Raw genomic sequence first — 24,183 nt, forward strand, 5'->3', positions numbered from 1 at the left:
ATTATGGTTTCTTACTTTTTTTTAGTCCTGTTATTCCACCTGAAATGAGCATGGTTGTGTCAATGATCGCAACTAAAGGATCAAGCCCTGCTGGAACGGCCATATAACGGGGTTCCCAATGTGTTGCAAACTTCTCTTTAAAGCGCCGTAATCCTTGGAAATTATAAAAACGCCCACCTCGACGAAACACTAATGCTCCAAGTCTTTGAATCATTGGTGCACCACGACGACGTTGCATTCCGGCAAGTGGTACCATTCCTAAACTAAAGTATTTAAAGCCTTTTTCTTGATAGTGTAAAATCAAACCGACCATCAAAAATTCCATTGTTAATTTGGGTATATCTTGCACAACGCGCATTAAGTCGATACTGGCTGAATAATTTTGCTCTGTTTCTAACAAATTAACAAAAGCAATAATTCGACCTTCATATTCAATAGCTGCGATTGTAAAATTATCTAAATATTGTTTAGAAAACGCCCCTAACGAAAAGCCTTTTTCGTTTGAATTTTTGTTTTTAAGCCAAGCATCAGATACCGCTTTTAACTCATCAAGTGGTGCGGTTTTTGGTGGGTAGAATTTTAAAGAAAGACCATCGCGTTGACCACGATTCCATGTATAGCGAAGATCTTTATAAGTTTTTGATGTTAAATCAAATATTTTTAAGTTAACTAATGCTTCTTCACCAAGTTTAACTGTGCGCAAACCAATATCCATATAAAAAGGCAGATTGGCTGCTTTGACTTGATAAAACACAGGGCGCAGGTGATGTTCGTCACATAAATCACGAAACGACCAAATCAAATCAGCTTTTTCGGCGTTATCGCCTATTGGATCATAAAGCGCTACCATGCTTCGTCTACGTCTTGCGTACATAATAAATGCGCTTTGGTTGGCATTGAAAAGTAATGATTTATCACCACTCATAGCAAGCCCACCTTCAGGCTGTTTTGAACCTAAAATAATTTTGTAGGCTTTGTTAAGCTGTTCGTCGCTTGGTGTGTTTAAAATAGGTAATGCAGGGCGGAAAATCCAAAATAGCATCACGCAACTTAATAAAATAAAGCTCCCTAACGCTGCTCGTAGCGCACGAGGAACTTTGCTATCTAACTCAAATTGCCACCATAATGAGTGGCTATAAGGAACATCTTGATAGATGAATAATATTACCCAGACAAAAAGGGCAATCATGCAAAAACAAATAGCAAAAAAATGAAAAGAAAACGGTATGATAATCAAGCGACTTTTTCGATAAAAAGCATGTCTAAAATGGATTAATAAGAGGGTAACCAATAATAATATGCCTGCTTCTATCCAGTGTAATCCTCGTAGTAATGAAAGCACACTACCGATCAGTAATAATATGACTGACACGCCCCAAGCTGAAAACAATCGACGGCGAAGCCCCATTGCAAGTAATAAACATAAAATACCAATTAAGCTAGCACTTAGGTGCGCAATATTAATCACTTTTTTGGGTATAAAAGTACTGACTAGTTGATGATTAAACTCAGGTAAGACACTTGAAAACATCATCACAACACCGGTAAAAAATACTGTCACAGCCATAAAAGTAGCGGCAATGCCTGTTTCGGTTTGTTTAGCTTGTGGCGCTACTAAAAAGGTTTTTCCTTCGTTTGCGAGTAATAAAATAGTGGCAGGAATAAGAGGCAGTAAAATATAAATAATACGGTAAATAAGTAGGGCAACTGTTAATGATGCGGTTCCAATTTCTGATGATAATGCCGCTAACATAATGGCTTCAAATACACCTACACCACCAGGCACATGACTTAATACTCCTGCAACTAATGCGAGGATATAAATCATAATAAAAGTGAAGAAATTAGGTTGTATAGGCAACAAAAAGTAGAGTATAGCGCCGGCTAAAATAGCATCAAATAATGTAATAACAAGTTGGCAGCTTGCTAAACGCATGTTAGGTAAACGAATAGTCCATCGAAATAATTTAAATAATCGGGTGTCTTTATTTGGCTCTTGTGGCAATCGGTGGCAATATAAAAAAGCGAGTAATAAAGCATAGATGCTAAATACGCTGCCTGCTGTTAACCATACCCCACTTTTTGTTATATGAAGCGCTAACATGGTTTGATGGGGGTGAATAAGAGCGGCGATTGCAGCAAATAATGGTAATGAAAAGCCTAATGATAATGTCACAAAAAACGACATTCTAGCCACGTCGATGGTGGTTAAACCTTGTTTAAAGTAAAGACGACAACGTACCGCACCACCAGATAATGCCGATAGCCCGATTGCATTACCAATGGCCGAAGCACAAATTCCACCACTAATAATTGTTGAAGGTTTTAATTTAACACCGGCATAACGGGCAGCCGACCATTCGTAACAAATTAACATTAAGTAGCTGCCTATCGCACATAGGCTTGAAAATACAATTGCATGTGCTGGCAGGTGATTTATAGCATATTTTAACTCGTTAAGGTTGATTTCCTTAAGTAAGTGCCAACACACAACAAGTGCAATAAAAAAGATAGATAGGCCAAATAGTAAAGCTAAAAATTGACGATAGCGAGTGAAGTATTCTATGAACTGCCAAGGCAAAACTTTACGCGCTGATATTTTCACTTAATCAACTCCAATATTTGCTTTAATAATATTTTTATCTGCGCATTTTACCTGCCCAATCTCGTTAAAACAATCATGAATGTATAAAAAATAGCCTCATTAAATTTCTTTTGATTTATGTTTTCAGATTCTTGACATTTTTAATATAAATAGTTAACAGTTTGTTTATTTATATAATATAGAGATATCAGCCTAAAACGACAAGAAAGGAAACTATAAATAAATGCTATCAAAACGATAAAAACCCTATCACAATAATATGCAAATAGCTAAGATGAGTTATTCATCCTAAATGGGGATTGAGTTACTATGTTTAGTAAAGTATTTACTAACTATTTTTGGACCGAAATAAGATGAATAAATTACCAAATACGCAATTAACTCAGCAACAGCAAAAAATGGTTTTGAATATCCAATCTTTTGTAAAGCAAAAACTTGCCGATGATTTTACCGGTCATGATATGGCGCATATTGAACGAGTGGTGAGATTGGCTGAGCAAATTTTGCAACATGAACCCAAGGCTAACTGTTTTATTGTGATTGTAAGTGCTTATTTACATGATATTATTGATGACAAAGTGGTTGACGATGTTAACCAAGCTATGATTGAACTACGTCAGTATCTAATATCGCTAGCTTTGACTGATAACGACATTGAGCTGATTTTTGCTATTATCGAAAACATGTCATACCGAAAAAATCTTACCAATAAGAAAACGTTATCGCTTGAAGGCCAAATTGTGCAAGACGCCGACCGTTTAGATGCCTTAGGGGCAATTGGTATTGGGCGAACTTTCTATTATGGTGGAAATAAACATAATGTAATGCACGATCCATCAATCCCACCAAGAACGTCAATGACAGAACAGAGCTATAAACAACCTAATACTGTCATTAATCACTTTTACGAAAAACTTTTTTTACTTAAAGATATGATAAATACACCGGCTGCTAAAAAAATGGCTGAACAGCGACATCACTTTTTAGTTCAATTTGTTGCCCAGTTTGAAAACGAGTGGTTGGGTAAAAGTTGACTATTCGCTTTTTATCATTGAGTTAAGTAAGTAGGCATTAACTAACTTAGAAGCTAATTTTAATCAGTCTTTAAATAGCTATTTCTTTGCACAATTAAAAATGTACTGGCGCACCAGCACACTACAGCAGAATTGAAACGTTCTTAATCATTCCATCAAAGGCATAATCAATTTAGCTTGAACAATAATGTTTAGTTTATGCTGATATCCATTGTGTTTTAACTTATGAAATAAGTTTTTAGCCACTGAATTTAAAATTGAAACGGTATAGAGTCCTGAATATTTTTTACAAAACTAGGCAACTAAAATAAAAACAAATAATAAAAGCAAAATAGTGAAACACGCATTACATCTGCTTTAACATCCAAAGATAGGCTTATATAAAATTCGTGTAATCGGTAAAACGGCTAGAGCTAAAAAATCATTTTAAAAAAAGAGAGAATTGTTTTAATGTTGGCAGTGATAAAATTTACTCGATAATTTTTGAAGATGCTATTATAGTTAGCTCAATAAATCTTATTAAATTGTCCAGTTTTTATTCAAGGGGGTGTTATGAAAACCATTCTAACGGTTATCGGTAAGGATCAAACCGGCATTATTGCAGGTATTAGCCAGAAATTATATGAATTAGACATTAATATTTTAGATGTCAGCCAAACTATCATGGATGAATATTTCACAATGATTATGTTACTTGATTTATCCAAAGTTAATATTTCATTTGATGAAGCAAAAACAGCACTTATTCAAACAGGCGATAACCTTAAAGTAAAAGTGAATCTACAGCGAGAAGAAATTTTTGAAGCCATGCATCGTTTATAATCTAATTTTTATACTTTTTAATAAGGATAATACCAATGGAAACTAAGCAAATCCTCGAAACCATTACAATGATCGAGGAAGAAAAACTCGATATTCGCACAATAACTATGGGTATTTCATTGCTTGATTGCATTGACAGTGATGGAAAAAAAGCTCGTCAAAAAATTTATAACAAAATTACTCATCTTGCCAAAAACCTTGTTAAAATTGGTGATGAAATCGCAGCTGAATTTGGCATTCCAATTATTAACAAACGTATTTCAGTTACCCCTATTTCGTTAATCGCTGGTGCAAGTGATGACAAAGATTATGTTGAGTTTGCCAAAACACTTGATGAAGCTGCCAAAGCGGTTGGTGTCAACTTTATTGGTGGTTTTTCGGCATTAGTACAAAAGGGTTACCATAAAGGTGATGAGATTTTAATAAAATCAATTCCACAAGCACTTGCACAAACAGAACGTGTTTGCTCATCGGTCAATGTTGGTTCTACACAAACTGGGATCAATATGGATGCAGTAAAACAGATGGGAAAAATCATCAAAGAAGCCGCAAAGTTAACGGCAGATAACAGCAGTATGGCGTGTGCTAAATTAGTGGTATTTGCCAACGCAGTTGAAGATAATCCTTTTATGGCTGGTGCTTTTCATGGAGTAGGCGAAGCCGATTGTGTGATTAATGTCGGCGTAAGTGGTCCTGGCGTTGTTAAACGTGCGCTTGAAAAAGTTAAAGGGGAACCATTTGATGTTGTTGCTGAAACGATCAAAAAAACAGCGTTTAAAATCACTCGTATGGGACAGTTGGTTGGTAAAGAAGCTTCTGAACGTTTAGGCGTTAAATTTGGTATCGTTGATTTATCATTAGCACCAACTCCTGCAATTGGTGATTCGGTTGCTCATATACTCGAAGAAATGGGATTACAAACCGTTGGTACCCATGGCACTACAGCTGCACTAGCGATGCTCAATGATGCCGTAAAAAAAGGTGGCGTAATGGCCTGCGGTCATGTTGGTGGATTAAGTGGTGCATTTATTCCTGTTTCTGAAGATGCAGGAATGATTGATGCAGTAAATAATGGCGCACTTAATCTTGAAAAACTTGAGGCAATGACCTGTGTTTGCTCGGTTGGCCTTGATATGATAGCAATTCCAGGTGACACACCTGCTGAAACTATTTCTGCGATTATCGCTGACGAAGCAGCAATAGGTGTAATTAATCATAAAACAACTGCTGTTCGCATAATTCCTGCTATAGGATTAAACGTTGGCGACAATATTGAATTTGGAGGGCTACTTGGTCATGCACCAGTTATGCCAATAAATAAATTTAGTTCATGTGATTTTATTAATCGTGGTGGACGAATTCCTGCACCAATTCATTCATTTAAAAATTAATGTATCAGTTTTCAATAAAATAACTATTTTATTTATCACTTTGTTTATCACGCCTACAGTAATAAAGTAGGCGAGATATCCAAAACTAAAATGCTGTATCGAATTTAAACAAATATTTCAAAATACAAAAATTAGAAAGCACAAATTTAAGCAATTTATTAACGATTATCATACCGTTAAACCATATAAAACCCTTTCGAGTACAACACTTAGTCAGTGTTCAAAAAATTTTTTCAACACAAAAAGTGTCAACACTTTGGCACTTCTTATACCTTATCTAAAAATAGAAAATACGAATCAATCTTGTTTAAATTAAAAATTTCAGCTATTGTAATCCTAATTATGTCATTATAAGGATATTGTTATGTACTGTCCGTTTTGTAATGCAGATGATACAAAGGTGATCGATTCACGTCTTGTCGGTGAAGGATATCAAGTCCGTCGTCGTCGCCAATGTGTTGAATGTAATGAAAGATTTACTACATTTGAAATTGCTGAATTAATTATGCCTAATGTCATTAAAAGCAATAAAGTTCGTGAACCATTTAATGAAGATAAATTACGCAATGGTATGAAAAGGGCTCTTGAAAAACGCCCTGTAAGTTTTGATGCTATTGAAGATGCTATTACGCGTATAAAATCAAAACTTAGAGCAACTGGTGAACGAGAAGTCCCTGCAAAATTAATTGGCGACTATGTAATTGAAGAACTCAAAAACCTAGACAAAATTGCCTATATCCGTTTTGCTTCAGTCTATTTTAGTTTTGATGATATTGAACAATTTAGTAATGAAATTGCCAAGTTACAACAAAAATAATCACCCAAATGACATGATACACAATAACGATCATTTTTACATGCAACAAGCGATTGAGCTAGCAAAGCTTGGTCGTTTTACCACATCTCCTAATCCTAACGTTGGTTGTGTGATTGTAAAAAACAATCAAATTATTGGTCAGGGATACCACCAAAAAGCCGGTGAGCCTCATGCCGAAGTTCATGCACTACAAATGGCTGGTGATAATGCTAAAAATGCAACAGCTTATGTAACGCTAGAACCGTGTAGCCATTTTGGTCGAACGCCGCCATGTGCTGATGCGCTTATTAAAGCCGGTGTTACGCGCGTAGTTATTGCGATGCAAGATCCTAACCCTAATGTTGCAGGTAATGGTATTAAACGCTTAAAAGAAGCCGGAATAGATGTCACCATTGGCGTTTTAACTGAGCAAGCCGAAGCGATTAATAAAGGCTTTTTAAAACGTATGCGGACGGGTTTGCCATATGTACAACTTAAACTCGCTACGTCTCTTGATGGTAAAGTTGCCATGGCATCAGGTGAAAGCAAATGGATAACCTCAAGCGTGGCAAGGCAAGATGTACAACAATTTAGAGCACAAGCAAGTTGTATTTTAAGTACTCGTGCGACTGTGCAAGCTGATAATGCAAGTTTAACAGTTAGATATCATCAGTTACCTGATGAAATAAAAAAAATCTACCTACCAGAAAAAATCCGACAACCTATTCGTGTCATTATTGACAGTCAAGATCGGTTAATGGGTAGCGAAAATATTTTCAATCAGCCAGGTGATACATGGGTAGTACGAAAAAAAAATAGCTTTATTGCAAAGCAAAACACCAAATTAATTATAGAGCCATCTAGTTGTAAAAAAATAGATTTATCTAAATTGTTTGCACTATTAGCTGAAAAACAAATAAATTCGGTTTGGGTTGAAGCTGGTGCTCATCTTGCAGGAGCATTGATAGAGCAAAATTTAGTAGATGAATTGATTGTTTATTATGCCCCAAAATTACTTGGTCATAATGCGTTAGATATGTGTATATTGCCAAATCTGCAAAAGCTTTCATTAGCACCACAATTTCAATTTGAATCGATTGCTATGGTGGGTGATGATTTGCGAGTTATCTTGAAAAGAAAGTAAATTCTATCTCAATTTAAAATTTTAAGGCAAAAAAAACCCAATAACAAAGTTATTGGGAAAACATAAGGAATAGGAAAACAATGAAATAATACATTGTCGAAACATAGTATGTACTTTTTTATGAAGAAAGTCTGTAAAGATATCTGAATGATTAATTAAATAGTTTGTATTTATCATGTTAAATAAATGTAAATAATAATATCATTTGAATTAAGTTAAAATATTTAAAATAATTATCTATAGAAATACCTCTAATAACGAATTCAAAAATAGTTTACCATGATCTGTTATTTGCCAACTTTCTTTATTTTCAATTAAATAATTTTTTTCAATAGCAGTTGCTAACTGTTTTTCAACTGAGTGTAAAGGTAAATAAGTCCGTTGTTCAAATTCATGTTTAGGTGTTGGTTCAAAAAGTCTAAAGCGATTCATAAAAAACTCAAAAGGTAACTCTTCTTTTGAGACATCATAACATTTATCTAAATAACGCCCTTCTAAATACCCTTTTGGGTGACGAGTTTTTATAGTTCGAATAATTTTTCCGTCAGGTTGCGTTAATTTACCATGAGCACCACATCCGATGCCTAAATAGTCGCCAAATCGCCAATAATTTAAATTATGTTGGCATTGCGAACCTTCTTTAGCATAAGCCGAGGTTTCATACTGCTGGTAACCATGCTGAGTTAATAATTGATGACCTTGTTGATAAATTTCCCAAAGTTTATCATCATCAGGTAAAACAGGTGGTTTTGAACCAAATAGCGTATTGGGCTCAATGGTTAATTGATACCAAGATAAATGCGGTGGTGCAATAGCAATGGCTTGTTTTAGGTCATATATGGCATCATCAATACTTTGATTCGGCAAACCATGCATTAAATCTAAATTAAAACTTCTTAAATTTAATGTTTTGGCTAGTTTTCCGGCTGTGATTGCTTCTTTGGGATCGTGTATCCGTCCCAATTTAACAAGTTTATCGGCTTGAAAACTTTGCACACCAATTGATATTCGGTTTATGCCAGCTTGTTGATAACCATTAAATCTTTCTATATCAACAGAGTTTGGATTAGCTTCAATCGTGATTTCAGCATCTTTATTTATCGGTATTATCTTATTTATATTTGATAATAATTTATCAATCAACTCGGCAGAAAATAGACTAGGTGTACCACCACCAATAAAGATTGAATGAATTGAACGATTTGAACAGAAAATAGCATCTTGCTGTAGATCTTTAATTAAATTCGCTATATAAGCTTGATAATCTGGTGTTTTTTTTACAGTATGCGAATTAAAATCACAATAGGGACATTTTTGTACGCACCATGGCATATGAATATACAAACTCATTGGGATTTTATACATAAACGAGGGTCTTTCCTGAAACTTTTTAACAAAAATAACCAGACAGTATGTTGATTTATTTTTTTATAATGTAGCATTTTACTCCAATTTATAAAAAAAAGCTCTTGGCATCTATTGTGTTTTTATTATTAACTTAAAAAGCGTACAATTCTTAATAAATTTCTATATTAATTATCAATCAAATTTGCTATTTAGGAGTATGTATGAGTATATATAAAGAGATTTTAGATAGTAGCTTATCAGGTGTATCCCTAAGCCCATCAGTTAAACAATCAATTTATGGTGAACTGCCAATTTTAGTTATTAATCATAGCACTTGTTGTGCTGCCGTTGCATTACAAGGTGCACACTTATTATTTTGGCACCCCTCTACTGAACAAACACCAGTTGTTTGGCTGAGTAACAAAACTAATTTTAAAAAAACAGTAGCTATTCGAGGCGGAGTGCCCGTTTGTTGGCCTTGGTTTGGTCAGTTAGGTAATCCATCTCATGGTTTTGCGCGTCTTGTTGAATGGAAATTAGATTCTTGTGAAGAAGACGAAAATGGCGTTGATCTTGTTTTATCACTCACTAATAATCCGCAGACAGAGTCTTATTGTAACAAACCTTTCTCGGCATCATTAAATCTTCATCTAGGTAAAACTTGTGAAGTTTCTTTAAGCTGCTCAGCAGACTTTGATGTAACGAGTGCTCTACATACCTATTTTGGAGTTGATAATATTGATCGTGTTGTAGTCAAAGGTTTAGGTGAAGCTTATCAAGAACGGCTTGCTGCTGAAAACAAACCAACGACTGTAGGTCAATTGATATTTAATCAAGAGGTCGATCGAATTTATACCAATGCAAGTAATCGAATAACAATAACTGATGGCAACCGAACAATCCAATTAACCAATACTAATGTAAGTGATGTTGTTACTTGGAATCCATGGATAAATAAAGCTAAATCAATGGCAGATTTTGGTGATGATGAGTATAAATCTATGGTTTGTGTCGAAGCAGGTTGTATCACAAAACCATTAAAGTTATTACCGAATAAAAAATCAACTTATGGTTTTAAAATAGAGCTAATTTAAATATTCGGTTCGAATTATATTATGCAATCAATATTTACACAGGCTTGTAATACGATTAATTGATTGCGTTTACGAGCATAACACTTTATAATCTCCAACGCTTTTTAAAGTACTAGTTTGATAGCCAATTACTGGGTCGCCTGTAATTGGTTTCTATTTTTAATAATTAAGAGAAATTAATATGTTTACATTCAAAGCTGAAGTTAGAAAAGAGCATGGTAAGGGTGCGAGCCGCCGCCTGCGTCACGCTGGTAAATTCCCAGCCATTATTTATGGTGGAACTGAACCTGCAGTCTCTGTTGTGCTTGATCACAACCAAGTTTTTAATATGCAAGAAAAACCAGAATTTTATTCTGAAGTGTTAACTATTGAAGTTGACGGCAAAGCAGTTAAAGTAAAAGTGCAAGCAGTACAACGTCATGCATTTAAACCAAAATTAGTTCATATGGATTTTGTACGAGCATAATTTATTTATTGGAAAATTATCCAATTATTTGTTTCAAACAAAAGGTCACCCTGAGGTGGCCTTTTTGTTTTAGAGTAAATAAAGGATAATGCCTATTACTATGATTTATCCTATTAACAGGGTATACACCAACTATCGAACATAATAGAATAATTACATTATACCATCCTAGGAGAGAACCATGTCTGACATCCCAGCTTGCAATTTAGTTATTTTTGGTGCTAAAGGGGATTTGACAAGACGTAAATTATTACCGTCTTTATATCAATTAGAAAAATATGGAAAACTGCCTGAAAAAACTAAGATTTTAGGTGTAGGACGCGCTGATTGGGATCATGCTGCTTATTGTGAGATAGCAAAAGATGCGTTAACTTCATTTATGCCAGAACCGCTAGACGATAATATTTGGCAACGATTCTCTCAACGATTAGATTTTCATAAATTAGATGTCAATGATAGCGTAGGTTTTGAAGGATTAAAAAATAAACTTGATTCAAATCACCCTGCGATTTTTTACTTTGCAATGCATCCAGGAACTTTTGGGACTATTTGTCAAGGTTTAGCTGCTGCAGGATTAAATCAATCGCAAAACCGTATTGTGATGGAAAAACCACTTGGAACAGATCTCAAGTCATCTCGTGAAATCAATGATTCAGTGGCTAAGTTCTTTAACGAATCACAAGTTTATCGTATTGATCATTACCTAGGTAAAGAATCAGTATTAAACCTATTAGCCTTACGTTTTGCTAATACCGTGTTTGCGTCATTTTGGGATCGTAATTCTATTGATCATGTTGAAATTACGGTAGCCGAACAAGTAGGTATTGAAGGTCGTTGGGGATATTTTGATAAAGCCGGTCAAATGCGTGACATGGTGCAAAATCATTTATTGCAAATCTTAACTATGATTGCCATGTCACCACCAGCTAACCTTGAAGATGATAGCATACGTAGTGAAAAGATAGCCGTACTTAATGCCCTAAGGCCAATTGATAAAACTAATATTCGTGAAAAAGTAGTTCGAGGGCAATATACAGCAGGATTTGTTAATGGCATTAAAGTGCCGGGCTATTTAGAAGAAGATGGTGCGAATCAAAAAAGTAATACTGAAACATTTATTGCGATTCGTGTTGACATTGATAACTGGCGTTGGGCAGGTGTTCCGTTTTACTTACGTACAGGTAAGCGCTTACCAAGTAAATGTTCTGAAGTCGTTGTTTATTTCAAACCATTACCGCTTAATTTATTTAGTGAATTTTATCCAGAACTACCACAAAACAAATTGACGATCCGGTTACAACCTGATGAAGGAATGGATATTGAAATTTTAAATAAAGTACCAGGATTAGATAGCACTCATAATCTACAAACAACAAAACTTGATTTAAGTTTCAGCGAAACTTTTCACCAACAAAGTGCTGACGCCTATGAGCGTTTATTGCTTGAAGTTATGAAGGGACGCCAAGCATTATTTGTTCATCGTGATGAGGTCGAAGCTGCATGGAAATGGGTTGATACAATTATTAGCGCTTGGGAAACAGAACACGAACCACCAAAAACTTATCAAGCCGGAACTTGGGGACCAGTTGCATCCGTTGCCTTAATCACTAAAGATGGGCATTCATGGCACGAATTTGAATAAAGGAAAAATAACTATGTTTATGTTAAATAAATATCAAAATAGTCAATTATTGATCGAAGATTTAACCTCACATATCGTCAATGAATTAAAACAAGCCATTGTACAAAAAGGACATGCTTCAATTGCGGTTTCTGGTGGTAGAACACCTATTCCACTGTTTGTTTCACTTAGTCAACAAAATATAGCATGGAGTAGAGTTTTTATTACGTTGGTGGATGATAGATGGGTTGATGATACTGATGATGCTAGTAACGAAAAGTTAGTGAACACTTATCTATTACAAAATAATGCTAAATTGGCTAATTTTGTCGGTTTAAAAAACAGTTGTAATAATCCATTTGATGGTGCAGAAATAACTAATAAAATGTTGGATAAAATTCCAATGCCATTTGATGTAGTCATTTTAGGCATGGGCGAAGATGGTCATACCGCCTCATTATTTCCTGGCGCTGCTAATTTGGCTGCGGGTTTAGATATGAAATCTGGTCAAAAAGTTATTGGCATGACACCATTAACAGCACCACTTGATCGTATTACATTAACACTACCAACAATTTTAAATAGTAAAAATATCTATCTACATTTAGTTGGTGAAAGTAAATTGCATGTGTTAGAACAAGCCGAAAAAGATAACGATGTTAATCAAATGCCGATTCGTGCAGTGTTACAGCAGAACAAAGTTAATGTGACAGGATTTTGGACTGTATCTTGAGTTTTGTCTATTTACCTGTTAAAGGTGACAGCTATTTTCTATGATATAAGCGCCCTATTTTTTATCTGTGATAGGGCGTTAATTTTTATGTATATTCTTACATCCAATCAACACAAAGCTTTTACCAAATTAAATTCTTATCAAGGATGATTTTCGAACTAACTAATAATAACACATAGCTATAATCAACCTTCATTACTTTCAAATTTAAATTATTTCTTCCATTCATCATAGCGAATTTTCCATTTTTTAGCTGTAACGTTAAAAAAGAAGCTAAAACATTATTATCCCTATGATGAGCAATATCATGGATATTATTTGGTATCAAATCCATTCGTTTCTTTTACCTTAGTTTTCTAAAATTAACGCTATCGAATTAGCGCTGATTTAATTAAAGCAATAGCAAATGAGTATTATTTTTATAAATTTGCAAATCACATCATGATGGAGGACGAAATGGGAAATGAATCTAACGACCAAATGTTTTTTGAAAATTTGATCCTTTTAGATAAAAACTTTCAAAATACGAATCAATTTTTTGATTTTACGTTTCCTATTTTAAAAAGTGGTGGTTATGTGAATCATTCCTTTTTAGATGCAATTAAACAAAGAGAATCATTATTCCCAACCGCACTACCAACAGAACCTTATGTAGTTGCAATGCCCCATACTGATGTTGAGCATGTTATTAGACCCTTTATCTATTTTGCTCGAGCTAAAGGTACGATTCCATGGTGTGAAATGGCAAATAATGACAATGTATTAAGCGCTAATTTTGTCTTTTTACTCGGGTTTAATCAAAAAAATGGGCATATTGATTTATTGCAAAAGTTGATGACCTGTTTTGTGAATTCACATTTTTTAGAGGCACTTTATCACGCAGAAACCGAACATGAAATTTTTACACTATTGACATCCAATATCAATTTATAAGGAGGCATTATGAAAAAAGTTATTGTTGCATGTGGCAGTGGAGTGGCTACATCACAAACTGTGGCTAGTAAGGTTACTCGTTTACTAAAAGAACGCAATCTTGATGAGATAAAGGTGGAAGTTGTTGATCTTAAATCTGTTGATACTCACATTAAAAATAGTGCTGCTTATATAGCGATAACTAAAATTGAAAAACAGTATCCTATTCCTGTTATCAATGGTATTGCATTTTTAACAGGGATAAATATGGAAGCGGAACTACAAAAAATTATCGATGCCTGTAAATAGGAGTACGAATATGGAATTTTTAGGAACAATTATAAATTATATTTTGAATTTAGGTGCCCCTGTTTTTGTACCCTTCATTATGTTAATTGCTGGTTTAATTGTACGCATGAAATTTAGAGATGGGGCTTCCGCTGCCATTACTTTAGGTGTTGCATTTGTCGGTATGAGCATGCTAATTGGATTTATGGTTGGCGCTATTGGTTCAGCAGCGCAGACTATGATGGAACGAACAGGTATTGAACTTAGCATTGTTGATGGTGGCTGGACTACTATGGCAAATGTATCTTGGGCATGGCCGTATGCTTTTCTTATGTTTCCTTTGCAAGTAGGAGTTAATATTTTAATGCTAGTCTTAAAAAAGACCGATACTTTTAACGCTGACTTATGGAATGTGTGGGGGAAAATTTTTACAGCTTTTATTGTTGTTGCTGTAACTACTCCAATTTTAGGTTCTGTTATGGCTTTAGCTGTTGCTTTTATTATTGCTACTTTGCAGATCATACTAGAACTTAATTCCGGTGATATTAATCAACATCGAATTGAAAAATTAACAGGTATTCCAGGTGTAACTTGTACTCATAGAATGCTATTTTTTAGTGCAATTTATTATCCTTTTGATCTATTACTACGCAAAATACCTATTTTAAATAAACCAATGGATGCAGCAACATTACGCTCAAAGATTGGCGTATTTGCTGAAAATCATGTTATTGGGTTTTTATTAGGTGTGACTTTTGGAATTATTGCAGGTTATGATGTTGCCGCTATCTTAATGCTTGGTGTGCAAGCTGCTACTGCACTTATGTTATTTCCAATGATCTCTAAGTTATTTATGCAAGCACTATCGCCAATTTCTGAAGCGATTAGTGATTATATGAATAAACGATTTGCTGGGCGTAAATTATTTGTTGGTTTGGATTGGCCATTTATGGGTGGTTCAAGCGAGATTTGGTTTACAGTAATAGTTGCTATTCCTTTTACCTTAATTTGGGCTGTTATTTTACCTGGTAACAAAATTCTGCCTTTTGCTGGTATTATTAATGTTGCTCTTATTGTTCCTGCTTATATCCTAACTAAAGGAAACACATTGAGGATGGTAATTTTGGCCATTATTGGAGTGCCATTCTTTTTATTTGTTGGAACTCAATTTGCACCGATTATTACCGATTTGGGATTAGCTACTAAAGCTATTGACATTCCATCTAATCAGTTAATTTCAAATAGTTCTATCGATGCACCTGTTTTTACCTATGCTTTTTCATTTATTTGGCAATGTTTGCAAGGCTATTTTGTACCATTGATTTTTACTGTTTATTGGTGTGTGGGTTATTTCTTTTATGCACGTGAACTACGCAAAGAAGTCATACAAGATGTAGTAGAAAAAATAATAAATAAATGAAAGTTAAAGTATTCGTTGAACATAATTTGCAGTAAATCTGATGGTAATGTTAATTACCATCAGACAACGAACAATAAGGTAATTGTTATATGGTTGTCGATAAGCGGGTTCATGCTGTATTAAAAGCATTAATTCATAATCCAAACATTAGTGGAGTTGAACTTCAATCTGAATTTGGGCTAACCCGTAAACAGCTTAGTTACACCGTTAAGAAAATTAATGATTTCCTTGAATCATCTAATCTTGGGTTAATTAGACGATTTAAGACTGGTAAATTTAGTGTTCCAAAATTAGTGATCGAAACATTTAGGGATGAACCTGTATCTCTTGCTATTGGACGTTATATTTATTCAGAAGATGAACGTATTCATTTGCTTCTGTTTTTCTTGTTAATTAGAACAGAAAGGTTGTCATTAATACATCTTTCTTCGTCTCTTACTGTCAGCCAAAATACAGTTATAAATGATATTAAAAAAGTACAAGCAATGATTGTTCAATATCATTTACAAATCAACTATGACCGTGAGAATGGATATCGTATCATCGGTGATGAAATCGACAAACGTTATTTGTTACTAAAATTAATTCGTAAAATTATCAGTATGCCAATAGCTGATAAGATTTTTAGAGAAAATGAGATTATTACCCAAGGGCATTTAGAACAAGTAGGACAGGTTTTTAGTGAAATAGAAAGAAAATTAAAAATTGTTTTTACTGATGAGCAGTTGCAAGAGTTGACTTATTTTATTTGTTTTATACTACAGCGAATAGAAACAGATAAAAAAATTAAACGGTTACCTGAAAATTATGCTGAAGCAGCCAATAGTCGTGATTTTCAATTATTGAAAAAGTTGATCGAAAAATTCGGTATTACAGATCTGAATGAACAAATTTTTTTAATGGTATTAGTTCAAAGTTCCAATATACAAACAATATCTGATAAATATTTTCATTTAGATGCGGTATTGTTAGAAAGTGTCGTTGAAGTTATTAATAATTTTGAACAGATTAGTTGTATCGCTTTTCAAGATAAAAGCGAACTGATTGAACGTATATATCAGCATTGGAAACCCGCTTATTATCGTATTCGTTATCACATTACCAATATTAATAGTGTATATAGCATCGTATTACAGGAGTTTGGTCATTTACATGAAATGGTTCGAAAAGCAATTAATCCTTTTGAAAAAATTTTACATTGTAATATGCCTGATGAAGAAGTCGCTTTTATTACTGTATTATTTGGTGGTTGGTTAACTCGAGAAGGTTTGATCAATCAAATTAAAACTAAAAAGATAGCTATTTTTGTTTGTGAGAATAGTGCAACTGTTTCAACTTATCTTTACTTAACTTTACAAGTATTACTTCCTGAATTACATTTTTCTGATGCCATGTCTAAACGTGAATTTGAAAAATATAATCACTATTACGATATTGTTTTTTCTACTTCATATTTATCTACCGATAAATTGTTATTTATTGTCAATTCGTTACTTAATAATTCCCATAAAAATGCTTTTCGAAATCAAGTGATTGGTGCTTTACAAGGTATTGATCAGAGCATAATTCAAGTAGAAGAACTTATGTTAATTATTGAAAAATACACCAATATCAAAGATCAAAAAGCCTTACAAAAGGAATTAACTGCATATCTTTATAACGATGAAGTAAATGATAACCCAGTGCGAATAACACAACAGGAAGTTCCCTCATTAGCTGACTTAATGCAAAAAGAACACATCAATATTACAGAAAAGGTTGATATAGCATGGCAAGAAGCATTGGCATTAGCTGCTCAACCTCTGTTAAATAACCAAGCCATAGAAAGTTATTATCTTGAAAGAATGATTAATAAAATCCAATTCGAACAACCTTATATTATGTTGGTTAATGGCTTAATTATTGCTCATGCAGGTATTGATGATGGTGTGAATAAAGTTTCTATGTCTCTACTTAAGTTATCTGAAAAAATCAATATTTGTGGTTATATGAAGGCTGATTTAATTGTTGTTTTAGCAACAAATAATCCACAAAAACATCTTAAAGCACTTGCCCAATTAAATGAATTATTAGAATTAAATGACGGCGCAACTCGCATACGAAATGCCAAAAATAGCAATGAAATCTGGGAATTATTTGCCAATTATCAATGAAATATCTTGTGAAAATAGGAGTTGAAAATGTTAGAGATACAAAAACAATATGTTGTGGATATGGCTAAAAAATCGAGTGAGTGGGGGCTTTGTAAACATAAAGCCGGTAATTCTAGTGTTCGTGATAAAGAAACAGGGTATGTACTTGTTACGCCAACAACAATTGATAAAAAGTTGTTAACAATTCGGGATATTGTTGTGATGGATCTTGATGCAAATGTTATTGAAGCAGATTCTGGATTGAGACCAACGAGTGAATGTTTAATGCATCTTGAGATTTATAAAGCTCGCCCAGATATTTTTGCTATTTCGCATACTCATTCTATTTTTGCAACTTCATTTGCCGTATTAGCCAGACCTATTCCAGCGGTTGTTTATGAATGTGCAATTCTTAATTTAAAAGATGGTGTGATTCCTGTTGCACCCTATGGACGACCAGGAACTCCAGATCTTTCAAATAGCGTTATAGAACCCATAAAACGAGCTGATGCAATTTTGATGGAAAAACATGGTGCGATTGCTGTAGATAAAGACCCTTATGAAGCTGTATTAAAAGCCGCTTATATTGAAGAAATGGCTGAAATTTACTATCACGCTCTACTTATTAATGGTGGCAAAGATCCCGGAGGATTTCCTTCACAGGAGTTACAAAGCTGGGCATATCCTTCGCAAATTAAATTTAAAAAATAATTTTTAGTCTATTAATTTTGTAACTCCCCCCTAAAATAGCACAGCAAAAAAGTAGAAAATTCTCCATAATAAAAGTAAAAGAGGATTTAAACATGAAAAAATAACTGAACACCAAATTGTATCGATATTAAAAGAAGCTGAAGCGGGTATTCCGGTTAAAGAACTGTGCCGTAAATATGGCATGGGCAACTCGACTTTTTATAAGTGGCGAGAAAAATATGGCGGAATGGAAAGCTCAGATATCAAACGCTTAAAAGAGCTTGAGGCAGAAAATCGCAAACTTAAACAGATGTTTGCTGAGTTAAGTTTAAAATCCCAACTTCAGGAAGAAATTATAAAAAAGCTGTAATGCCCACGCAGGAACGTAAAACGTGGGCGGAAAAGCGACAAGCAACACATGCAATTACAATTGCAATGAGTTGCGCAATAATGGGATTAAGTCGCAGTGCTTATTATTATCAACCTAAGTTGCCGGATGACTCGATGATTATTGCGATATTGAGCAATATCGCAGAAAGACATTTACGTTGGGGTTTTCCTAAATGTTTTCATCGCATTAGAAAGCTCGGTTATCAATGGAATCGTAAACAGCGTATTCCACCCCGAACCCCTAAAAAGTTATCGGTTCCTAATAAACAAGGTGAATGTTGGTCAATGGATTTTATGAGTGATAGTAGCCAAAATCAACGCCGTTTTAGAACATTCAACGTCATTGATGACTTTAACCGAGAAGCATTAGGCATTGATATTGCGGTTAGTTTACCTGCAGGTAGAATCATTCGTTATCTGGATAAACTGGCTCAATACCATGGTTATCCGTTAAAAATACGGGTCGATAATGGGCCAGAATTTACTGGAAAAACGTTTACTAATTGGGCAAAATTACATGGTATTACTATTGATTATATTGAGCCTGGTAGCCCATATCAAAACGGTTATATTGAACGATTTAACCGAACTTATCGAACCGAGGTGTTAGATTTATATCTTTTTAACAACCTAGAGCAAGCAAGGAGAATGACTGAAGAATGGCTAACCATTTATAATACAGAAAGACCGCATGAGGCACTAAATAATATGACGCCGATTGAATTTAAAACACTAAAACAGGCAGCGTAATTTTCTATGTGAGTTTTGTGCTAAAAATGGGGTATTTACAATTTTAATGCGTTAATTGTAGGAAAACGCCGATTTGTTTACAGTATTTTCTCAAATTACTGTAAACAAATCGAGGAATTTCTACAGCTAAATATGTTTACTCTAATTTTTGGATGTTCATGAAACTATTTATTAGTAGGTATCAAATACGAAAATTCAATTAAATATGTTAAAGTTCGCTATAAAATTATTTTTTTACTACTGTTTGAATCCAGAGTCTCTTATTTTTGAAATCAATTTTAACTATATTTTTACTAAGAAAATCAAACCCAATCAATCCATCAGACTGGAACTCAGCAGGAAGGGAGTCCAATATAACAGCTTTGATATTATCATTAGCAACATTATTTACTTTAAGTGAAACAAATTTATAATCACTTTCATCATCATTTATTTTAATCGTTTTAAAGGACAGGGATTGCTTTTTTATCACTGACATGGAGGCCCCACTATCTAAAATCATTTTATAATCTTTTATGCCATCAGACATCTCAATGGCTAAACCTTCATCATTGAGATGAAAGGGAATTGGAATCCATTTTTTATCTAAGTCAGCAGAAATATCCGTTTCATCCGATACTATTATTTTACTTTCAGGATAATTAATAGTTAACACATAACCATCAAACAAACCTAGTCCAATTACTGGGTTTTCTATATTTTCATTTTCGTTATTATTAGAATTATCACTAGAAAATCTTAATCCCCAACTGTTATATTCTACGACTCCCACACGTTTAAAAATAAAGGAATTTAATTTTAAATTATTGATAATAAATGATCTAACCTCTGAAACATTACCAGATAAATCAATACTTTTTATTTTTTGTAAATTTTCAGATTTATTTGGAATTTTATCAATTAAATTTATTGGTAGGTGTAAGGCTTCTTTGGTGCCAGTATCTAATGTTAATGCAATTTTTTCACCTTCGAGGTTTATTATTACAATGGGTAAATTATATTTGTTATCAAAAGTCAGATCCCAAACGGTTTCATTACCCTGTGCAAAGTTACTTATTAATAATATGATTAAAGATAATAGCCTTTTATTCATAATAAATTTTCTCATTGTATAAGTATCGCTCAAGTGCATTTTTTGATTTAATCTTATTTAACACAAGTGTTTAAGGAGTCTTCGACGATCAAACCATTGTCTAATAATACCACTCTATCTGCCATATTAATAGTTTCTGCTCTATGTGCAACAACAAGTTTAGTAAAATGATAACCTATTATAGAAGTGTTTACTATTTTTTCATTTGCAATATCTAAATGGCTAGTTGCTTCATCTAACGCTAGAATTTTAGGTTCTCTATAAAGTGCTCTAGCGAATAAAACTCTTTGCTTCTGGCCACCTGATAATCCCGTGCCTATATCACCTATAATCGTGTTATATTTCATTGGCATTTTAACTATTTCCTCATGAATTGCGGCCTTTAAGGCGTAGTGTTCTATTTTTTCTTGTTCAGGTTCAGAATCAAAAAAACAAATATTATCTGCTATTGTTCCTGCAAATAAATGATCATCTTGCATTACTGTTCCTATTAAACCTCTATAATAGTTTATATCTAAATTAGAAAGAGGAGTTTCACCAATAAATATTTGCCCTTCGGTTGGCTTCAAAAGACCTAAAACTATCTTTAAGAGTGTTGTTTTTCCGCACCCAGATGGACCTGTTATAGCTAGACACTGCCCCATAGGTATAGTTAAATTTATATTTTTCAAAACAAAGGGGTCATTGTCTGAATAACGAAAGGATATATTTTTTAGTTCAATGGTAAAATCAGAAATTAATCTTTTATCAACTGTTCGTGCGCCTGTTTCATTACGTTCCACAGGGCTAAAAACAATATCAGCTAAACGCTCAACATGTAGTTTTAACATTGAAATATCACAAATTTTATCTATTAAAGATACTATTTTATCGGACAGTTGTTCTTTATAGCTCATAAAAGCGAAAAGCATACCAATAGAAAATAAATTATCTAGAATTAATGAAGCGGCGATCCAGATAACTATGATTCGATCCAAACTAAAAATTAAGGTGTTTGCAAATTGAAAAGAAATATTAAACTTCTCTAATCGTAGATGTGCATTAAATTCTTTAGCAGATAAATTCATCCAATTTATATAGCGTTCTTTATGATGATTATATAAGCGAATGCTTTGCATACCTCTAATGGATTCTAGAAAGTGACTTTCTTGATTAGCTCTACTTATTATATGTTGGGACGTTATATTTCGTTGTTGACTAAATGTAAACCATCGTAAAATTACATAAAGAAAAATTGAAAAAACAGAAATCATAGCAAGTGTAAAATTATATGAACACATCATTGCAAAAGTCGTAATAACTAAAAGACCGTCAACTATACTAGCGACAACCTTAGTTGTTAATCCATCCTGTATTTCTTGAATTGAATGAAATCTAGATACAATATCAGCGAGATGTCTACGTTGAAACCATTCTAAAGGCAAATTTAGAATATGGCTAAAAACATTCCCTCTCCATTGATAGCTAAGTTGTGTAGAGAATACTGCAGTAAACCAAGATCTCACTGCTTCAACTGATATCCGCAGTAAAACAAGCAAAGTAAATCCTATACCCAATACAGTCAATAAACCTCTATTTGAAACGGCTATAACATCGTCAACAATCCACCGCAAATACAAAGGAGATATAAGTGTACAAACTTGAATCATTATCCCTAATACAAGCAACTGGAATAATCCTTTTTTTAAACCTATTACATTACCCATAACAGATTTAAAAGAAATTTTAGGTGACTTTTTCTCGGGTAAAAATTCTGTGGTAGGAGTAAATTCTATTGCCACACCTGTGAAATGGTGAGATACCTCATCAATTTTTAATTTAACTTTTCCTACTGCTGGGTCATGAATAAAAACTGAATGACCTCTGACCTTCTTTAAAACAACAAAATGATTAAGATCCCAATGAAGAATACAAGGACACTTCAAGTTTTTTAATTGATCCAATTCTAATCTAAGTGGGCGACTGCTAAATTTTAATTCATTTGCGATATGAATAATATTTTTTAGTGAAGCACCTCTCAAAGAAAAAGAGTGCTTATTTCTCATCTCCATTAAAGTTAAATTAAAACCCCAATAATTTACAATCATTGTCAAACATGCTAATCCGCATTCAGAACCTTCATTTTGTAAATGCATTGGCAATCGATTTCTGTATTTAAACTGAAGATCTAATTTTTCTTTCATCATAAGTCGCCGTTGATGCTAAATAGTGATTCAAGTATCCACTCATAAATTTTTCTATCTTCTAACACTATATTTGCCTCAAGAGACATTCCAATTTTTAGCGGATAATATTGACCATAAACTAGTATATTTTGTTTTTCTAACTTAACTTTTACCCGATAATAAGCATCCTTTTCATTATTAAATTGTTGAGAATATATTCCTAACGATTTTAATTCATTTATTTGTACAGCATTACTACTTATTTCTGTAATGGTACCTTTATGTTGCCCAAATTTTTGATAAGGGTAGGCTTGATATCTAAGTAATACGGGCATTCCTAACTTAATAAATCCTAAAGAATTAGAGGGAATAAATAAATTTGCTTCAAGCGTATAATCTTTCGGTAAGATAGTTGCTATCAGACTATTTTCCTCAATACTTTGACCTTTTGAAACCATAATTGTACTGATTGTTCCATCTTTTGGAGCTGAAATTATAATAAATTTTTGTGCGTTATTTTCAGCAATTTCTTTTTCAATGGCATTTAGCTCTTGTGTATATCTTGCATAATCTCTTTTCTCTTGCAAAGGTAATTGCAATAACTCAATATCTGAATTATTTATATCTCGATTAATCGATGTTAACTTTCGTTGTAAATCAAAAAGTATTGATTGCTGATCCAATAAATCTGACTTACGTTGTTCATACTCCAGAAGTGAAATACTTTTGGAATTGATTAGATTTCTATATTTTTGAACTAAATTAGTTGCAATACTTACCCGTTCCTTTTGTGCAACTATTTGAGATTCTAATAACTGTCTCTCTTCTTCAAGATTATTTTTTGATTGTATTGCTGATTGTGTTTTTACTGAATACTGTTTAAGTAAAATTTGATGATCGTCTATTAAGCTTGCCTTTCGTTGCAATAAAAATTTTTCTATATCAGCCTGAATCGGAAGAAATTTTGAGTTTTTTAAGATAAATAATGAATCTCCCTGTTTTATAGCTTGTGCTTCCTGCACTAAAACCTCATCAATAATACCAGATTCTGATGGCAAGATTCTTATTATCCCATCAACTGGAAGCAAAGTACCATTAACATGAATTTTTCGACTATAACTAAAAAAAATAAAAAATATAAAAAAAGAAATGAATAAGAGTGAAAATAAAAAAGTAAGTGCACGGATGCTATAAGGTCTAGTAAGTAAGATCTGTCCACAAAATCTTACCTGATTATTGTTAATTGCATCTTCTCGAAACAGAGATCTATTAGATTCACTCATTCTGTAA

The 24,183-nt window shown here is 33.4% G+C and carries 20 protein-coding genes and 1 pseudogene; 15 read left to right on the plus strand and 6 right to left on the minus strand.

All coding sequences use genetic code 11. The annotated features are described in order from the left end of the window. Position 1: 1 nt before the first annotated feature. Positions 2 to 2,605, minus strand: a complete 2,604-nt coding sequence (gene mprF, locus GQ590_RS01245; protein WP_202112825.1) for a bifunctional lysylphosphatidylglycerol flippase/synthetase MprF — start codon at positions 2,603 to 2,605, stop codon at positions 2 to 4. A 353-nt stretch (positions 2,606 to 2,958) separates the two neighbouring features. On the opposite strand from mprF, the gene GQ590_RS01250 reads away from it, so the two are divergent. From GQ590_RS01250 to ribD, 5 genes are all read left to right on the plus strand, one after another. Beyond that, positions 2,959 to 3,639 (plus strand): HD domain-containing protein, encoded by a 681-nt coding sequence (locus GQ590_RS01250; RefSeq protein WP_065637051.1) that lies wholly within the window; start codon positions 2,959 to 2,961, stop codon positions 3,637 to 3,639. A gap of 552 nt (positions 3,640 to 4,191) precedes the next feature. Then, positions 4,192 to 4,461, plus strand: coding sequence for an ACT domain-containing protein (locus GQ590_RS01255; protein ID WP_065637052.1), 270 nt, complete (start codon positions 4,192 to 4,194; stop codon positions 4,459 to 4,461). Positions 4,462 to 4,496: 35 nt separating this feature from the next. Next, positions 4,497 to 5,852, plus strand: a complete 1,356-nt coding sequence (locus tag GQ590_RS01260; RefSeq protein ID WP_160406012.1) for a PFL family protein — start codon at positions 4,497 to 4,499, stop codon at positions 5,850 to 5,852. 364 nt (positions 5,853 to 6,216) lie between these two features. Further along, the gene (nrdR, locus tag GQ590_RS01265) at positions 6,217 to 6,669 is read left to right on the plus strand and encodes a transcriptional regulator NrdR (RefSeq protein WP_160406013.1); all 453 of its coding nucleotides are present in this window, start codon (positions 6,217 to 6,219) and stop codon (positions 6,667 to 6,669) included. 13 nt (positions 6,670 to 6,682) lie between these two features. Further along, positions 6,683 to 7,792, plus strand: a complete 1,110-nt coding sequence (ribD, locus tag GQ590_RS01270; RefSeq protein WP_160406066.1) for a bifunctional diaminohydroxyphosphoribosylaminopyrimidine deaminase/5-amino-6-(5-phosphoribosylamino)uracil reductase RibD — start codon at positions 6,683 to 6,685, stop codon at positions 7,790 to 7,792. Between the two features lie 237 nt (positions 7,793 to 8,029). Here the strand turns inward: ribD and hemW are convergent, their stop codons facing one another. Next, positions 8,030 to 9,157 (minus strand): radical SAM family heme chaperone HemW, encoded by a 1,128-nt coding sequence (gene hemW / locus GQ590_RS01275; RefSeq protein WP_160406014.1) that lies wholly within the window; start codon positions 9,155 to 9,157, stop codon positions 8,030 to 8,032. A gap of 203 nt (positions 9,158 to 9,360) precedes the next feature. Here hemW and GQ590_RS01280 point away from each other — a divergent pair, with 203 nt between their 5' ends. The 4 genes from GQ590_RS01280 to pgl all read left to right on the plus strand — a co-directional run bounded on the left by GQ590_RS01280 (position 9,361) and on the right by pgl (position 13,053). Beyond that, entirely contained in the window at positions 9,361 to 10,233 is an 873-nt protein-coding gene (locus GQ590_RS01280; RefSeq protein ID WP_160406015.1) for a D-hexose-6-phosphate mutarotase, read from the plus strand. A gap of 181 nt (positions 10,234 to 10,414) precedes the next feature. Continuing rightward, positions 10,415 to 10,699 carry a 50S ribosomal protein L25 gene (gene rplY, locus GQ590_RS01285; protein WP_034910200.1) on the plus strand — a complete coding sequence of 95 codons (285 nt, stop codon included), beginning with the start codon at positions 10,415 to 10,417 and terminating at the stop codon, positions 10,697 to 10,699. A 181-nt stretch (positions 10,700 to 10,880) separates the two neighbouring features. Beyond that, positions 10,881 to 12,341, plus strand: coding sequence for a glucose-6-phosphate dehydrogenase (zwf, locus tag GQ590_RS01290; protein ID WP_160406016.1), 1,461 nt, complete (start codon positions 10,881 to 10,883; stop codon positions 12,339 to 12,341). Positions 12,342 to 12,354: 13 nt separating this feature from the next. After that, positions 12,355 to 13,053 (plus strand): 6-phosphogluconolactonase, encoded by a 699-nt coding sequence (pgl, locus tag GQ590_RS01295; RefSeq protein ID WP_160406017.1) that lies wholly within the window; start codon positions 12,355 to 12,357, stop codon positions 13,051 to 13,053. Positions 13,054 to 13,174: 121 nt separating this feature from the next. Here the strand turns inward: pgl and GQ590_RS01300 are convergent, their stop codons facing one another. Next, positions 13,175 to 13,387, minus strand: coding sequence for a hypothetical protein (locus tag GQ590_RS01300; RefSeq protein WP_160406018.1), 213 nt, complete (start codon positions 13,385 to 13,387; stop codon positions 13,175 to 13,177). Positions 13,388 to 13,509: 122 nt separating this feature from the next. Here GQ590_RS01300 and GQ590_RS01305 point away from each other — a divergent pair, with 122 nt between their 5' ends. The 6 genes and pseudogenes from GQ590_RS01305 (at position 13,510) to GQ590_RS01330 (ending at position 19,635) form a co-directional block, all read left to right on the plus strand. Beyond that, the gene (locus tag GQ590_RS01305) at positions 13,510 to 13,986 is read left to right on the plus strand and encodes a PTS sugar transporter subunit IIA (protein WP_160406019.1); all 477 of its coding nucleotides are present in this window, start codon (positions 13,510 to 13,512) and stop codon (positions 13,984 to 13,986) included. A gap of 9 nt (positions 13,987 to 13,995) precedes the next feature. Next, positions 13,996 to 14,274, plus strand: a complete 279-nt coding sequence (locus GQ590_RS01310; protein ID WP_065566501.1) for a PTS sugar transporter subunit IIB — start codon at positions 13,996 to 13,998, stop codon at positions 14,272 to 14,274. 10 nt (positions 14,275 to 14,284) lie between these two features. Next, positions 14,285 to 15,673, plus strand: coding sequence for a PTS galactitol transporter subunit IIC (locus tag GQ590_RS01315; protein ID WP_160406020.1), 1,389 nt, complete (start codon positions 14,285 to 14,287; stop codon positions 15,671 to 15,673). A gap of 89 nt (positions 15,674 to 15,762) precedes the next feature. Then, the gene (locus tag GQ590_RS01320; RefSeq protein ID WP_160406021.1) at positions 15,763 to 17,826 is read left to right on the plus strand and encodes a BglG family transcription antiterminator; all 2,064 of its coding nucleotides are present in this window, start codon (positions 15,763 to 15,765) and stop codon (positions 17,824 to 17,826) included. Positions 17,827 to 17,853: 27 nt separating this feature from the next. Beyond that, complete coding sequence (locus GQ590_RS01325; protein ID WP_160406022.1) at positions 17,854 to 18,516, plus strand: class II aldolase/adducin family protein; 663 nt, start codon at positions 17,854 to 17,856, stop codon at positions 18,514 to 18,516. A gap of 58 nt (positions 18,517 to 18,574) precedes the next feature. Beyond that, positions 18,575 to 19,635: pseudogene (locus GQ590_RS01330) on the plus strand (IS3 family transposase). Positions 19,636 to 19,861: 226 nt separating this feature from the next. On the opposite strand, the gene GQ590_RS01335 reads toward GQ590_RS01330, so the two are convergent. From GQ590_RS01335 to GQ590_RS01345, 3 genes are read right to left on the minus strand one after another with little or no spacing between them, the layout of a single operon-like run. Continuing rightward, positions 19,862 to 20,728 (minus strand): hypothetical protein, encoded by an 867-nt coding sequence (locus GQ590_RS01335; RefSeq protein ID WP_160406023.1) that lies wholly within the window; start codon positions 20,726 to 20,728, stop codon positions 19,862 to 19,864. A gap of 53 nt (positions 20,729 to 20,781) precedes the next feature. After that, positions 20,782 to 22,914: a peptidase domain-containing ABC transporter gene (locus tag GQ590_RS01340; RefSeq protein ID WP_160406024.1), complete on the minus strand. Its 2,133-nt coding sequence runs from the start codon at positions 22,912 to 22,914 to the stop codon at positions 20,782 to 20,784. Further along, positions 22,911 to 24,176: an HlyD family secretion protein gene (locus GQ590_RS01345; RefSeq protein WP_160406025.1), complete on the minus strand. Its 1,266-nt coding sequence runs from the start codon at positions 24,174 to 24,176 to the stop codon at positions 22,911 to 22,913. Before GQ590_RS01345 ends, GQ590_RS01340 begins: the two co-directional genes overlap by 4 nt. Positions 24,177 to 24,183 lie beyond the last annotated feature (7 nt).

Origin of the sequence: Gilliamella sp. Lep-s35, assembly GCF_009795845.1 — a bacterium.
Classification (GTDB): domain Bacteria; phylum Pseudomonadota; class Gammaproteobacteria; order Enterobacterales; family Orbaceae; genus Gilliamella.

Excerpts from the sequence above, each read along its gene's own strand:
- GQ590_RS01250 (WP_065637051.1), top strand. The coding sequence starts at position 2,959 with ATGAATAAATTACCAAATACGCAATTAACTCAGCAACAGCAAAAAATG.
- GQ590_RS01255 (WP_065637052.1), top strand. The coding sequence starts at position 4,192 with ATGAAAACCATTCTAACGGTTATCGGTAAGGATCAAACCGGCATTATT.
- GQ590_RS01260 (WP_160406012.1), top strand. The coding sequence starts at position 4,497 with ATGGAAACTAAGCAAATCCTCGAAACCATTACAATGATCGAGGAAGAA.
- nrdR (WP_160406013.1), top strand. The coding sequence starts at position 6,217 with ATGTACTGTCCGTTTTGTAATGCAGATGATACAAAGGTGATCGATTCA.
- ribD (WP_160406066.1), top strand. The coding sequence starts at position 6,683 with ATGATACACAATAACGATCATTTTTACATGCAACAAGCGATTGAGCTA.
- hemW (WP_160406014.1), bottom strand. The coding sequence starts at position 9,157 with ATGTATAAAATCCCAATGAGTTTGTATATTCATATGCCATGGTGCGTA.
- GQ590_RS01280 (WP_160406015.1), top strand. The coding sequence starts at position 9,361 with ATGAGTATATATAAAGAGATTTTAGATAGTAGCTTATCAGGTGTATCC.
- rplY (WP_034910200.1), top strand. The coding sequence starts at position 10,415 with ATGTTTACATTCAAAGCTGAAGTTAGAAAAGAGCATGGTAAGGGTGCG.
- zwf (WP_160406016.1), top strand. The coding sequence starts at position 10,881 with ATGTCTGACATCCCAGCTTGCAATTTAGTTATTTTTGGTGCTAAAGGG.
- pgl (WP_160406017.1), top strand. The coding sequence starts at position 12,355 with ATGTTTATGTTAAATAAATATCAAAATAGTCAATTATTGATCGAAGAT.
- GQ590_RS01300 (WP_160406018.1), bottom strand. The coding sequence starts at position 13,387 with ATGGATTTGATACCAAATAATATCCATGATATTGCTCATCATAGGGAT.
- GQ590_RS01305 (WP_160406019.1), top strand. The coding sequence starts at position 13,510 with ATGGGAAATGAATCTAACGACCAAATGTTTTTTGAAAATTTGATCCTT.
- GQ590_RS01310 (WP_065566501.1), top strand. The coding sequence starts at position 13,996 with ATGAAAAAAGTTATTGTTGCATGTGGCAGTGGAGTGGCTACATCACAA.
- GQ590_RS01315 (WP_160406020.1), top strand. The coding sequence starts at position 14,285 with ATGGAATTTTTAGGAACAATTATAAATTATATTTTGAATTTAGGTGCC.
- GQ590_RS01320 (WP_160406021.1), top strand. The coding sequence starts at position 15,763 with ATGGTTGTCGATAAGCGGGTTCATGCTGTATTAAAAGCATTAATTCAT.
- GQ590_RS01325 (WP_160406022.1), top strand. The coding sequence starts at position 17,854 with ATGTTAGAGATACAAAAACAATATGTTGTGGATATGGCTAAAAAATCG.
- GQ590_RS01335 (WP_160406023.1), bottom strand. The coding sequence starts at position 20,728 with ATGAATAAAAGGCTATTATCTTTAATCATATTATTAATAAGTAACTTT.
- GQ590_RS01340 (WP_160406024.1), bottom strand. The coding sequence starts at position 22,914 with ATGATGAAAGAAAAATTAGATCTTCAGTTTAAATACAGAAATCGATTG.
- GQ590_RS01345 (WP_160406025.1), bottom strand. The coding sequence starts at position 24,176 with ATGAGTGAATCTAATAGATCTCTGTTTCGAGAAGATGCAATTAACAAT.